Genomic DNA, 13,923 nt, shown 5'->3' on the forward strand with positions numbered 1-13,923 from the left:
GTTATTTAAAATCATCTTCTTGTGCTCTTTTTAATAAAGGTTCTGGAATAGATTTTTTGGCTTTAGCACCCATTTTTTTAAGCTTTTCTATACTAGTAATAATATTTCCTCTTCCTTCCACCAGTTTATTCATGGCGCCTTTATATTCCCCTTTAGCTTCATCAATCTTTTTACCTACTTTAAGCAAATCATTTGTAAAACCTTCGAATTTATCATATAAAGCCCCTGCTTGTCTAGCAATTTCAATGGCATTTCGTTGTTGTTTTTCGTTATTCCACATACTATCAATTGTACGTAAGGTGGCTAATAGGGTAGAAGGAGTAACAATAACAATATTTTGCTCAAAAGCTTTATTGTATAACGCATTATCAGAATTTACAGCAATGGCGAAGGCAGGTTCAATAGGTACAAACATTAGTACAAAGTCAGGGCTTTCCATTGCGTATAAGTCTTCATATTTCTTTGCAGATAATTGGTCTACATGCCTTTTTAAAGAATTTATATGATCTTTTAAGAATTTTTCTTTGTTCTCTTCTTCAGCATTGATATAGCGTTCATAGTCGGTTAAAGAAACTTTAGAGTCAACTATCATTTTTTTACTGTCCGGAAGGTTAATAATAACATCTGGTAGCACTCTGGAGCCGTCTTCTCTAGTAAAACTTTGTTGTACGGTATATTCTCTGTCTTTTTCTAATCCAGATTTTTCTAAAACGCGTTCTAAAACCAATTCCCCCCAATTACCTTGCATTTTACTATCTCCTTTTAGGGCTTTGGTTAAATTTTCTGCTTCTTGGGTTATTTTTAAATTTTGACTTTGAAGATTTAAAAGTTGTTCTTTTAGTGCCGAATGAATACTAATATTCTCTTTTTGACTGTCTTCGACTTTTTTCTCGAATAATTGAATTTTATCTTGTAAAGGAGAAAGAATATTCTTTATATTTTTTTGATTTTGTTCCGTAAATTTTAAACTTTTTTCATCTAAAATTTTGTTTGCTAAGTTTTCAAACTCTTTAGTGAATTTTTCCTGAAGCTTTTCAACTTCTTCTTTTTGTACTGTGTTTTTCTCTTGTAAATTCTCTATATCGGACTGATAGCGAACAATCTGATTACTCATTTGTTCTTTTTCTTGTTGCAAATGTCTTTTATGTTCTACTTCATCTACTAACTTAGCTTCCATAGCAGATAAATTGTTTTGTAGTTGTTTTTCTCTTTCTTCCAGAGTACTCTGGCTAGATTTAGTTTTAAGAGTTTGTATATAGTTGCCCAAAAAGTAACCTATGGCAATACCTACTAATCCAATAATTATAAAAATAAAATATGTGTTCATGTAAAATTTAAAATATGCTAGTAAAGATAAAGGTTTGTCTTTTAATTATAAGAACCAAATAGGGTTACTTTTTAACTCTAAATGTACCCGTAGAAGCATCAAACATAACAGTGTCTTGTGGAAATAGACTGTCAAAGTGTTTTTGTTCTATTAATTCGCACGGCTGTCCAAAGGGATTATCCTTGCCATTTATAAGAAGCATTTTATCGCACAGTTGAATGGCTAATTCGATTTCGTGTGTAGTAAAAAGAATGGTTTTTTGAGTGGTGTATGCAATTGATTTTAAAAGCTTTAATATGTTTGCCTTGTGGTAGAGGTCTAAATGTGTTGTAGGTTCATCTAACAACATAATAGAGGTGTCTTGCGAAAGAGCTCGTGCAATCATTACACGTTGCATTTGGCCGTCGCTGAGCTCGTAGCATTTTTTATGTTTAAGGTCTTGTAAACCTACTTTTGTTATAGCGTCTTGTATTGCGTTTGTATCTTTATCGCTTAAACTACCTATCCAATTAGTGTAAGGTTGTCTTCCCAGAGCTATTAGTTCTAATACTGTTAAATTTTTAGAAGCAATTTTCTCCGTAAGGACTAAACTAATTTCCAAGGCTAGTTCTTGCGGCGTATGCTTACTTATGTTTTTGTTACGTATATGAAGTTCTCCTGCTAATGCTTTTTGAACGTTCCCAATAGTTCTTAAAAGGGTAGATTTTCCTGCGCCATTAACACCAATAATTGCAATAAGTTCTCCTGTATTAGCAGTAAAACTAATAGAAGATCCAATTTGTGTATGCTGCTTTTTTGCGGTATACCCAATTTTAAGGTTTTGAGCAGAAAGGACGCTATGTTGATCAGGATTATTTATAAGTTTATTTTTTATAGATTAAAAAATCATTTTTCGTTTACGTACTAATAACCAAATAACTACTGGAGCTCCAATAATAGAGGTAATAGCATTTATAGGTAATACACTAGCCGAACTCGGTAATTGAGCAACGGTATCGCAAAGCAACATTAAAATTGCCCCATAAAGTAAAACAGCAGGCACTAATATTTTGTGGTTTGTAGTGTCAAAAATTTGTCTTGTTAAATGCGGTACTGCTAAACCTATAAAAGCTATAGGGCCTGCAAATGCGGTTATACCACCGGCTAATAATCCCGTAGCAAGGATTATTAAATATCTCATTTTTTTTATGTTTATCCCCAAACTACGGGCATAGTTTTCTCCAAGTAACAAGGCGTTTAGTGTTTTAATAGAGACAATACTTAAAATTATTCCCAAAAGGCATAAGCATAACAGAATGCCGAGTTGTTCCCATGTTAAATTACCAATACTACCAAACGACCAATATACATATTGTTGTAATTTTTCAGCATTAGTAAAATAAGACAAAACACTTACAATTGCTGCCGTAATACTTCCAAACATAAGCCCTATAATTAGTAGAGTCATAGAATCCTTTACTCTAGAAGCTACAATTAGTACAGAAAGTAATACCATAAAGCTACCAATACTAGAAGTAATGGCTAAAGAAAGGTTAGAGATTATACTAAAAGAAAATAAACTAGTGAATAAAGAAGACCCCATTATTAAAAAAGCAACCCCTAAACTTGCTCCGGAGCTTATACCTAATACAAAAGGACCAGCTAAAGGATTTCTAAAAAGAGTTTGCATAAGCAATCCGCTTAAAGCCAGTCCGCTACCCACTATAATTGCAGTAAACGCTTTAGGAATTCTGTAATTCCAGATTATATAATTCCAAGAATTGTTGGTTGTAGTACCACCGAAAACAGAATTTATAGTATCGGAAAAAGGAATAGAAACAGAACCTAAGCTAATATTTATTCCAAAGAATACTACTAATAGCAAAGACAATACTAAGAAAGCACTTATGTATGTTTTGTTTGGTTTCACTTATTGCAAAGGTTGATAAAAAAACGGTTTATAGTTTGGTAAAATTTCTGGGTGAAATATAGAAATTAAATCTTTTAGGACAATATCCGGTCGGCTAGGGGCTAGTTCAAAAAATAATAAGCCTCCAGTTTGGCCTTTGGTATTTCCAAAAGTATATATGTTTTTATTCTTATAAGCTTTAAATTGGGAGTAATGAGGGCTACTTTCTTCCATTTGCTTGTAGGATGTAAATTGAGAAGGAGAAACCCAATAGTCAGCGTTTTGCCCAATAGCTAGTACTTTTTCCCAACTCAAAGAGAGGCTGCCAGTCTCTTGATTGTCTTTCCATAAGTAATTCGTGTTTGCATCTTTTAAGTATTGCGCAGCCCAACTTTTTCCTCCCGGTAAATACCATATATCTTTAAACATGGCACCACTTAAAACGGTACTTTTTTTATCCGCTTTAGATGCTAAAGATTTTACCTTAAGATATTCTTTTTCAATAGTGTTAAAAATACTATCTGCTTTTTTTTCTTGATGAAAGAAAGGAGCAAAAAATTTAATCCATTCTGCCTTTCCCAAAGGTGTTTGCTCTGTCCAATCTCCATTGTAAACAATAGGTATATTGGCTGTTTCTAAGGTTTTATATGCTTTATTTTGGTTATCTATTCCAAAGCCAATGACTACATCTGGTTGTAACTCTAACGCTATTTCTGTATTCATAGATTCGTTTTTTCCTAACTCTTTAACTTTTTTACTATCTATTCTTTTTCTAGTAGATAAAGAAGATACATAATCGGTATTAGGGAAACCTACTAAGGTAGATTCTACACCTAAGGATTCTAATATCGGAATATGGGTGGTAGAGGTAACAATAATTTTTTTTATTGGAGTAGGAATAATGGCATCGAATTCTTCTTTATTTAAGGAGACGGAGGCCATTTTTTCTTTTGGAACAAGAGCATATTTAAACCCATTTTCGGCATTTGGCCATGGAGAGGTAACTTCGAGTATTGTATGCCCAGAATCTTGTTTTTTTATGGTAAATCCATTTGCATAACGTAGTGTTGATTTTGTTTCTGTGAGCTCTACATTGGTTGTTTTGTCTACTTGCCGCTTACAGGAAAAAGTAATTAAAAACAATGTAATTAATATGTAATTTTTCATAAAATTTGAAATAATAAGGAGCCAAAATTAGATTATCCTTTTGTTGCGATATGTGACAAATGTCAGTTTTTTATATGGTTAAACATTATAATTTTGATAAAAATTATTCTTTTGAGGGGAGAATCTAATATACTATTCTACATAATTGCAGGGATAATAATACTGCATTTTTCGGCGGGTTTTATTTGGTTGGTTTATAAACTCAACAAGAAAAAAGAGGATAAATAATTTATTAATGCTATTTTTGCAAAGAATTTGGTTTTATCGCTTTCACGGTGATTAAATTAAAAGGGAATCCGGTTAAATTCCGGAACTGTTCCCGCAACTGTAAGCTTAGTTTTGCTATTGTATTGAATATGCAAGTGTAAAATGGCTACTATTTCTTCAATACCACTGTTAGTAAATAACGGGAAGGTGAATAGTAGTACGCAAGTCAGGAGACCTGCCAAATTCCTAATAAAGATTCGATTGACTTTCGGGTAAAAGGTCGTTGGTGTGATGAAAAATATATTTTCAATTTTAGTACTATTCAGTCTAGCTATAGTAACGGCGCAGAAAGATTCCATTATTACTCTGGATGAAGTTGTAGTGTCTGATGTTCGAGTAAAACGTTATGCCGATGGGCATAAAGTAACAGTTATTAAGGACAGTATTATACAACGCGATAATGTGTTTTTAACTTCATTGTTGACCTTTAACTCTAATATTTATTTTAAAGAAAATGGTTTTGGAATGGTTTCTTCCCCTGCTTTTAGAGGAACCAATGCCTCGCATACAGCTGTCATTTGGAATGGAATTAATATAAACTCTCAATTAAACGGACAAGTAGATTTTAATACAATAAATCCTTTTAATTATAATTCTTTAGGCATTCGAAGTGGTGGAGGAAGTGTACAATATGGTTCTGGTGCAATAGGCGGCAGTGTTCATTTAAATAATGATTTAAAATTTGAAAAACACTTTGAGAATCAAGTTTCTGTTGGTTATGGTAGTTTTGAAACTAAAAAAGTAAACTTCAATCAAAGTTTTGGAAACAAAAAAGCATCATATAGTTTTGGAATTAATTATAATAGATCAAATAATAATTACAGGTATATAAAGACTGATGAAATAAACAAAAATGGGGAATTTGAAAATCTTAATGTAAATTTAAATGCAGGCTATGTGCTTACAGAAAAACAGGTTGTAAAACTGTACCACCAAAGTTTTATAGGGGATAGAAATTTATCAGGAAATATTTTTGTCTTAGGAAGGAGTAAGTATAAGGATAATCACTATCGTACACAACTAGAATGGGGGCGGTTTGAAAAAAAAACCATTTCAAAATTTAAATTGGCTTATCTACAAGAGGAATTTAAGTTTTTTGAAAACAAAGATTCGGATATTTATTCTTTTGGGAAAGTATCTAATTTTTTAGCAAGGTATTCCTTAGATGTAAATTTTTCAAGAGCTTTTAGGTTAAATGGATTTTTAGAGTACAATAATTTTCTGGGTAAAGGAGGAAGTTTTGGGAATCCCAAACGAAATGACTTTTCGGCTACAGCACTTATAAAACATACTATTTCTCCAAAGTCTTCTTATAATTTTAGTTTAAGACAAGATTTTTCTTCGGATTTTTCTAGTCCATTGGTTTTTTCTTTAGATGGTAGGTATGATGTAAGCCCTCATTATAAACTGCAATTGAATGCCTCCAAAAATTATAGAACACCAACATTTAATGATCTTTATTGGCAACCAGGAGGTAATTTAAATTTGATTCCTGAAAAATCTTACCAGATAGATATTGGGAATCGATTAGATTTACGAAGAGTGTCAATGAATGTTAACGGTTATTACATTGCCACGAAAGATATGATTAAATGGCTTCCTAGTAATGAAGGATTTTGGACACCAATAAATATTGACGATGTACAAATTTATGGGGTAGAAGGGGAAATTTCAGCTACTTATCCTATTCAAAGAAAGCACCAAATAGATTTTAAAGCTCATTATTCATATACAGTTTCTGAGGATAAAGAAACAAAGCAACAATTAATTTATGTGCCTTTTCATAGAGGAAATGCCTCTGTTACATATAAAATAGCTGGTATAAACTTGTTTTATCAACATTTGTATACTGGCGGTGTCTCTATTATTGGAGGAAAATTAGATGAATATCAAATAGCAAATATTGGAGTAACATATTCAAATAAGCGGGTTAATAAGGCTTTAACCTATACTTTGGGAGTTACTATAAATAATATTTATAATACGTATTACGAAAATATAGCATTACGTCCAATGCCAAACAGAAACATTCAAACACAATTAATTTTAAATTTTTAAAAATGAAAATCAAACACTTTATGTTAACAGCGGCTTTAGCCTCATTAGTACTTTCATCTTGTAGTGAAGACGATGAGCAAATGCCAGGAACAATAGGAATAACTACTGCACAAGATTCTTATGAAGAAGGAGCTGGTACTGTTGCAGTAGTCATTACAGCTTCGGATGTTTATGATGAGGATGTAACCATTAATTATGAAGTCTCTGGTACAGCTACGTCTAATGAAGATTTTACTGCTTTGTCTGGTACAGCTATTTTGGTTGCAGGAGAAACAAGTGTAGAGGAAAGTTTAGTTCTTATAGATGATGAAGATGTAGAGCCATCAGAAGACCTTATTTTAACAATTACATCTACAAGTAGCTTACAAGGTATTATCGGAACTAATAATACAGTAACTTTAACAATTACGGATAATGATTCTTATCCTTTTGAGAATGGTATATTGGTTAGTCATGAGGGTAATTTTGGACAAGGAAATGCATCTATTTCTTTTGTATCCAGCGATTTAGAAAATATAGAAAACGGTATTTATAAATCTGTTAATGGAGTCGATGCCTGGGGAGATAATGCTCAAAGTATAGCTTTCAATGGTGATATGGCCTACGTGATTATGAACGGTTCTCAAAAAATAGAAGTGGTTAATCGTTATACTTTTGAATCGGTAGCAACTATTGGAGGTCCAAGTGAATCTGATTTCTTAAACCCGCGTTATATGGCTATTGCTAATGGGAAAGGTTATGTAACAAACTGGGGAGATGGTTCTAGTACAGAAGATGATTATGTTGCAGTAATTAATTTAGAAACTAATACTGTTGAATCTACAATTTCTGTGGTAGAGGGACCAGAAAAAATTGTTGCTTACAATAGTACAGTTTATGTTGCTCAACAAGGAGGTTGGGGAGAAAACAATGTTGTTACAGTTATAGATGCCACTACAAATACAGTGGAGACAACAATTACAGTTGGTGATAGACCAAATTCTTTACGGTTAGATGCTGATAATAATCTTTGGGTTATTTCAGGAGGAAACCCTTCTTGGACAGGAAATGAGACAGCTGGGCAAATGGATAAAATTAATACAACTGATAATACCGTTACAAGCACATTAAACTTTGCCGTAACAGAGCACCCAGGAAATTTAGAGGTAGATGGGGCTAATCTTTATTATTATATGTCTGGTTCTGTTTATGAAATGGAAGTTACTAGTACAACACTACCAACTGCTTCAGAAATTACAGGACTTAGCTTTTATGATATGGCAGTTATTAATGGGAAACTCTATGGTGTAGATGCTAAAGATTTTGTTAGTAATGGTTCTTTAGAGGTATATGACCTTACAGATAATTCTTTGTTAGCTTCTAAAGAAGTATCTATTATTCCTGGAGGAATTTATTATAATGGTTCCGCGGAAAGATAGGTGGTGTCTTTAGATATAATGTTATAAAAATAAAGAGGGCTCTACCGATATAGAGCCCTCTTTTGTGTATTTATCCTTTTTCTATCGCATATTAATGTCAATATTTAAAGGTTTATCTAAAAACATATTGTCTTTAATTGGAGTAAACATTTTAGAACTAGTCATAATGGTGGCAGGCGTTTTCACCGTAAAATCTCTTTTACTAGATATACCAGTAATCTCTTGAATTGCCCTTGCTAATAAAGGTTCGTTTTGCTCTCCTAACACACCTAAGTTTTCTAAGTCTTCTTCTAATTCAATATCAGGAACTAAGCCAGAGGTATAATCATAAAAACCATCTGCATTTTCGTTTCTTCCCACTAATGGTTGAATTGCCCATTTATTTTTTGGATTAATTTTATTTTCTCTTGATTTATGATAAATATTATTATTATCAAAATCATCCACCATGGTAATAGAAAATTCATTTTTACCCGTGGTGGTTTCTCCAATATGTACCACATCTATATATGGAGCAAGCCCATTTATTAGTAATTCACTAGAAGAAGCAGAACTGTTTGTTGCTAATACGTATACTTTGGATAAGTTTAACCTGTTTAAGTCTGTTCCAGCGGTAGTTTTGTCGGCGAATTTGTCTACTAATTGATCTTCGGAAAATTCGGATTGCCATCTACTGTTCCAACGTTGTCTTAGAAAGATATCTGTAGTGTTATCTCCAGATATCATACTAGAAAGTAAACGAGCCGAATTAACAGAGCCTCCTGGGTTGTAACGTAGATCTAAAATCAAATTTGTAATTCCAGCTGATTTAAAATCTCCAAAAGCATTGTTTAAGTCTTCATCAAATTCATTGGTGAATCCATTATATACAAGGTATCCTATTTTTTCACCATTAACTTCGAAAGTCTTAGATAAGAATACTGGGTTTTCAGAAAGCCCTTCTATTTTAGTTAAACTAACTTCTTTATCTATAGGGTTTATTTCATTGTTAGTTATGGTGGCCATATTTAGGGTATAAGTATCCGCATCACCAAAAAGTAAATCTATATAATTATCAAGGGTAAGAATATTGCCGTTTACCCCTGTGAATAGCTCTCCTCTGCTAATGTCTTTTGTAGCAGCATCTGAATTAGGAATTATGTAACGAACATAGCCCAAAACCTTATCAGTATCATAAAGAACTAAACCAAATTCTAGTCCATTACTTTTTGATATTCCAGAAAGTACTTGCGTAAGTTCCGTATAATCTTCGGCATAAAAACTAAAACGATCATCCGAATGTAGAAGATGTTTGTCAAAGAAATCTCCAGGATTTTCTTCTTTAGCTAAAAAGTCATTATAGGCCTGTATTCCTACTTCTGTATTTGGGAATTTGTCATCCGCTAAATCGGCAACGTCTTCCTGCCAAAAATACCAAAAATTCATTGTTTTCCACATAAAATCTTGAACGATAAGATCATCGGACTCAATTTTTATGCCTCTTTTCATAGTTAGGGCATCATCATCTTTATTGCAGGAGTTAAATAAGATTCCCATAGCAAGGAATAGTACAAAATACTTTTTCATAGGTTTTGTTTTATCATAAAAATACAATCAAATATTACTCCAATAACTAAATTAAGAAATTCAAGGTATTATTTAATTTGTATACTTACGTATAAAATAACGTAAATAGACGTCTAATATTTGGAAGATAAATAGAAACGTAAAAATTGCGAAAAGAAAAATAACCGTGGGAACTTTTTCTTTTTAGGTATTCAATAGTTTAGCCTGTTCCCAATTAAAATGCACTAAGCAAAATTTGTTGCTTATGAATGCCATTTAAAGACAAGCTTTTTAGATCATCCATAGGTTAGTTGTTTTTTAATTAGGAAACAGAACATTAAGTTTAGAGGAAATTATTTATTCTCTATTCAGATGCAATAGGTTTTAATAAACCATCCATTAACATAAGATTATTCATAGGTTTTGCTTCTATAGAACTACCCATTAGTTTTGCAGGATATTTTGGAGTAAAATCTATTTTAGAGGAAGTTCCTGAAATAGTATTTAATGCTAGTTCTAATAAAGGTTCATTGGTTTCTCCTAAGACTCCTAAGTTAGCTATATCTTCAAATAATTCATAATCAGGAATTAAACCACTTGTGTAATCAGAAAAACCATCCGCATTTTCATTTCTTCCTAAAAGTGGTTGTATTGCCCATTGATTGTCCGGATTAATTTTATCTTCACGTTCTGGGGAGTAGAAGTAATTATTTTCTATATCGTCTACAAATGTATTGGAGAATTCATTTTTTCCAACTGTATTTGTGCCAATTTGGATTACATCAATATATGGTTCTAAGCCATTAATAACTAACTCACTAGAAGAAGCTGTAGATCCAGAGGTTATTATATACACCCGATTTAAGTTTAGGGTATTTACTTGGCTTCCTCCTAAGGTTTTATCTATAAAATTATTTTCCCCTTGTCCTGGATTAAATGAAGCTTGGATTTTATCATTATATCTTGCCTTTAGAAAAAGATCTTCCGTTTTTGTTCCATATACAGAACTGGCGATTTGAATTGCAGAAGAGACTCTACCACCTCCATTATACCTAAAATCCAAAATAAGGTCATCAATATTTTCTGCTTTAAAGTCACCAAACACGTCATTTAATTGTTCATCATAATTAGCGATAAAGGAGTTGTACATTAAATAGCCAATTTTAAGTCCATTATGTTCAATCACTTTTTTTACTAAAATAGGATCTTCTTGTAAATTTTCTTCTTTAGTTAAGTCTACAGATTTATTATTACTACTAATAACATTGTCGTTAATATCTGCCATATTTAGGGTGTAACTGTCATTAGTACCAAAAAGTAAATCTCTATAATTACTTGTTGTTATCGTTGTTCCATTTACTCCTGTGAATAAATCACCACGTTTAATATCCTTAGTAGCAGCATTAGAATTAGGAATTATATAGGTTACATACCCAAAAACATTTTCACTATCGCTGAATCTCAATAACCCAAATTCCAAACCATTACTTTTAAAAATACCTGCAAAACGAGACACTAAATCTTCATAATCTTCACTAACAAAACTAAAACGATCTGTAGCTGCTGCATTACCAACAATTTGAGCATGGTTATTACATATTTTATAGAAAAATTCTTCTGGATTAGAGTTTTTAGATAAATAATCAATATAATCATTTTCAGAAGCAAAGCGATTATCCGCTAAATCACTAACATCCCCCTGCCAAAAATAAAAACTATTCATTGCTTTCCACATAAAATTTTGAACCGGATAGTCTGTAGCTAATTTAACTACAGGTATTTCTTCCGGTTTCTTTTTATTTTCTTCAATTGGGGTAGCGTTATCATCATTGTTACACGAGTTAAATAAGATTCCAATTGCAAAGAATAGTAAAAAGTACTTTTTCATAGGTTTTGTTTTGTTAATAACATCAAATATTATTCCAATAAAATAATTTTAAAGGATAAAGAATATTTATAAGTTTATACTTACGCATGTATTGTAAGTAAATAGTACTCCGAAAATAGGGACATAAATAGAAATAAAAAATTTTTTGTAACAAAATTCGTTGTACTTCGTCTTCCTTATGTAGACCAATAAATAGGTTTATAAACAACCAACTAAAATGAAACAGTCAGAATTTACTAATCTGGTAATGCCATTTAAAGACAAGCTTTTTAGACTTGCAAAGCGTTTACTAGTATCTACAGAGGAGGCAGAGGATGCTACTCAAGAGGTGTTATTAAAGCTTTGGTCTAAGAATAATAAAATGGATAACTATAATAATGTTGAAGCATTTGCGATGACCATGACTAAGAATTTCTGTTTGGATAGATTAAAATCGAAACAGGCATCTAATTTAAAGTTAGTGCATAGTAATTACGGCGATGATAATAATTCGCTTCAAAAAAAAATAGAGGCGAAAGACAGTGTCAACTGGGTAGAAAAGATAATGGATGAATTACCTGAACAACAAAAAATGGTATTGCAATTAAGGGATGTGGAGCAATATACTTTTGAAGAAATAGAAAAATTATTAGATATGAAACCAACGGCAATACGAGTGGCATTATCTAGAGCAAGAAAAACGGTTAGAGAAAAATTAACACAAAAGCATAACTATGGAATTAAATAACATAGAAGAATTATTAGAAAAGTATTTTGATGCTACCACCACGGTTGCAGAAGAAGAAACGTTACGAACGTATTTCTCTCAAGAAAGTGTAGCTACACATCTAGAGCAATACAGGTCTATGTTTACTTATTTTTCTACGGCTAAAGAAGAACGGTTTACAAAGAAGCTACCATTAAAACCAAGATATAATTATAATAAATGGATTAGCGTTGCAGCAGTGGCGGTTATTGCTTTTGGCCTATATTTTGGTAATACATACCATGAACAAAAATTAGCAGAGCAAAAAGAGGCAGAGTATGCATATAATGAAACAAAAAAAGCATTAGACCTTTTAGCTCAAAACTTTAGTAAGGGTACACAAAAGGTAGCTTACTTAAATGAATTTGAAGCAACAAAACAAAAAATTTACAATCACAAATAATTAAAAATCATGAAAAAGTTCCTAATAATAGCAGTAATAGCACTAATACCTTTAACAGGTTTCTCTCAGTCTTTGTTTGATAAATACGAAGATTTAGATAACGTAAGTGCTGTAGTAGTAAACAAAAGTATGTTTAATCTATTAAGTAAAATAGATGTAGAGGTAGATGATCCCGAAGCAAAAGACTTTATGGATATAGCAAAGAGTCTTAATAATTTAAAAGTATTTGTTACAGAAGATAAAGCAGTATCTGCAGATATGCTTAAATCTATGAATGCATATTTAAAGACAGCAAAGTTAGAAGAGTTAATGCGGGTAAAGGATAAAGACGCTAACATAAAATTCTATATAAAAGAAGGTAAAGACGCGGACCATGTGAGTGAACTTCTTATGTTCGTAACTGGTATGAAAAACGTAGATGTAGACGTAAACGGAAGAAAATTTGAAACGGTACTTTTATCCCTTACAGGTGATATAGATTTAAATAAAATAGGTTCACTAACAAATAAAATGAACTTACCACAAGAATTAAATAAGGCAGGAAAAAAACAGTAATGAAAAGCCTGAATAATCAGGAATAACAAATATCATCAATCTATTTAATAATCTATCCTAATAAAAGCCCCTTATTAATCAAAGGGGTTAGGATTAAAAAAACAAAACAGTCATGAAAAAATTTAGTTTAATTGTAGCAATTGCATTATTACCAGTATTTGGATTTTCACAATCTATCTTCGACAAATATGAGGATATGGATAATGTAGGAACCGTAGTCGTTAATAAAGGAATGATTGATTTGGTCAGCAAAGTTGGTAGTATGACTGATGACCAAGAAGCAAAAGATTTTGCCGATGTAGCAAAAGGTATTAAAGGTATTAAAGTATTTATTACTGAAGATAAAGGTGTTTCTGCAAATATGGCTTCTACAGTTAAAAAATATTTAAGGTCATCCTCTATGGAAGAGTTGATGCGTGTTAAGGACAAAGATGTTAATGTAAAATTTTATATTAAAAATGGAAAAGACAAAGATCATGTAAAAGAACTTTTAATGTTCGTTTCCGGTATGAGAAATGTCGATGTCGATGGTAGAAAGTTCGAAACTGTTTTGGTTTCCATGACAGGAGATATAGATTTAAATAAAATTGGTGCAATTACCAATAAGATGAATCTACCAAAAGAACTAAACAAAGCAGGAAAAAAATAATAAAAATTAAATT

Annotated in this window: 12 protein-coding genes and 1 riboswitch; of the genes, 6 read left to right on the forward strand and 6 right to left on the reverse strand. The window is 31.8% G+C overall.

Annotation, left to right across the window (positions count from 1 at the left end):
* Position 1: 1 nt before the first annotated feature.
* The 4 genes from rmuC to Q0856_RS04870 form a co-directional block, all read right to left on the reverse strand.
* A complete protein-coding gene (gene rmuC, locus Q0856_RS04855; RefSeq protein ID WP_298476743.1) occupies positions 2-1,327 on the reverse strand; it encodes a DNA recombination protein RmuC in 1,326 nt (441 codons plus the stop codon).
* 64 nt (positions 1,328-1,391) lie between these two features.
* Entirely contained in the window at positions 1,392-2,201 is an 810-nt protein-coding gene (locus Q0856_RS04860) for an ABC transporter ATP-binding protein (protein ID WP_366139596.1), read from the reverse strand.
* A 3-nt stretch (positions 2,202-2,204) separates the two neighbouring features.
* Positions 2,205-3,236, reverse strand: a complete 1,032-nt coding sequence (locus Q0856_RS04865) for an iron ABC transporter permease (RefSeq protein WP_298503175.1) — start codon at positions 3,234-3,236, stop codon at positions 2,205-2,207.
* A complete protein-coding gene (locus Q0856_RS04870; protein WP_298503176.1) occupies positions 3,237-4,382 on the reverse strand; it encodes an ABC transporter substrate-binding protein in 1,146 nt (381 codons plus the stop codon).
* Positions 4,383-4,621: 239 nt separating this feature from the next.
* Positions 4,622-4,847: riboswitch (cobalamin riboswitch) on the forward strand.
* A gap of 33 nt (positions 4,848-4,880) precedes the next feature.
* On the opposite strand from Q0856_RS04870, the gene Q0856_RS04875 reads away from it, so the two are divergent.
* Complete coding sequence (locus Q0856_RS04875) at positions 4,881-6,707, forward strand: TonB-dependent receptor (RefSeq protein WP_298503178.1); 1,827 nt, start codon at positions 4,881-4,883, stop codon at positions 6,705-6,707.
* 2 nt (positions 6,708-6,709) lie between these two features.
* Positions 6,710-8,125 (forward strand): Calx-beta domain-containing protein, encoded by a 1,416-nt coding sequence (locus tag Q0856_RS04880; RefSeq protein ID WP_298503180.1) that lies wholly within the window; start codon positions 6,710-6,712, stop codon positions 8,123-8,125.
* 81 nt (positions 8,126-8,206) lie between these two features.
* Here the strand turns inward: Q0856_RS04880 and Q0856_RS04885 are convergent, their stop codons facing one another.
* On the reverse strand, positions 8,207-9,691 hold the full coding sequence (locus Q0856_RS04885) for a S41 family peptidase (protein WP_298503181.1): 1,485 nt from the start codon (positions 9,689-9,691) through the stop codon (positions 8,207-8,209).
* A 343-nt stretch (positions 9,692-10,034) separates the two neighbouring features.
* On the reverse strand, positions 10,035-11,558 hold the full coding sequence (locus tag Q0856_RS04890) for a S41 family peptidase (protein ID WP_298503183.1): 1,524 nt from the start codon (positions 11,556-11,558) through the stop codon (positions 10,035-10,037).
* A gap of 217 nt (positions 11,559-11,775) precedes the next feature.
* On the opposite strand from Q0856_RS04890, the gene Q0856_RS04895 reads away from it, so the two are divergent.
* The 4 genes from Q0856_RS04895 to Q0856_RS04910 all read left to right on the forward strand — a co-directional run bounded on the left by Q0856_RS04895 (position 11,776) and on the right by Q0856_RS04910 (position 13,910).
* Positions 11,776-12,285 (forward strand): sigma-70 family RNA polymerase sigma factor, encoded by a 510-nt coding sequence (locus Q0856_RS04895; RefSeq protein WP_298476722.1) that lies wholly within the window; start codon positions 11,776-11,778, stop codon positions 12,283-12,285.
* Positions 12,272-12,706, forward strand: coding sequence for a hypothetical protein (locus Q0856_RS04900; protein ID WP_298476718.1), 435 nt, complete (start codon positions 12,272-12,274; stop codon positions 12,704-12,706). Before Q0856_RS04895 ends, Q0856_RS04900 begins: the two co-directional genes overlap by 14 nt.
* 9 nt (positions 12,707-12,715) lie before the next feature.
* Complete coding sequence (locus Q0856_RS04905; RefSeq protein ID WP_298476715.1) at positions 12,716-13,261, forward strand: DUF4252 domain-containing protein; 546 nt, start codon at positions 12,716-12,718, stop codon at positions 13,259-13,261.
* Positions 13,262-13,373: 112 nt separating this feature from the next.
* Positions 13,374-13,910: a DUF4252 domain-containing protein gene (locus Q0856_RS04910; RefSeq protein ID WP_298476712.1), complete on the forward strand. Its 537-nt coding sequence runs from the start codon at positions 13,374-13,376 to the stop codon at positions 13,908-13,910.
* The last annotated feature ends 13 nt before the right edge of the window (positions 13,911-13,923 follow it).

This window comes from uncultured Maribacter sp., from assembly GCF_947496775.1.
Taxonomy (GTDB): Bacteria; Bacteroidota; Bacteroidia; order Flavobacteriales; family Flavobacteriaceae; genus Maribacter_B.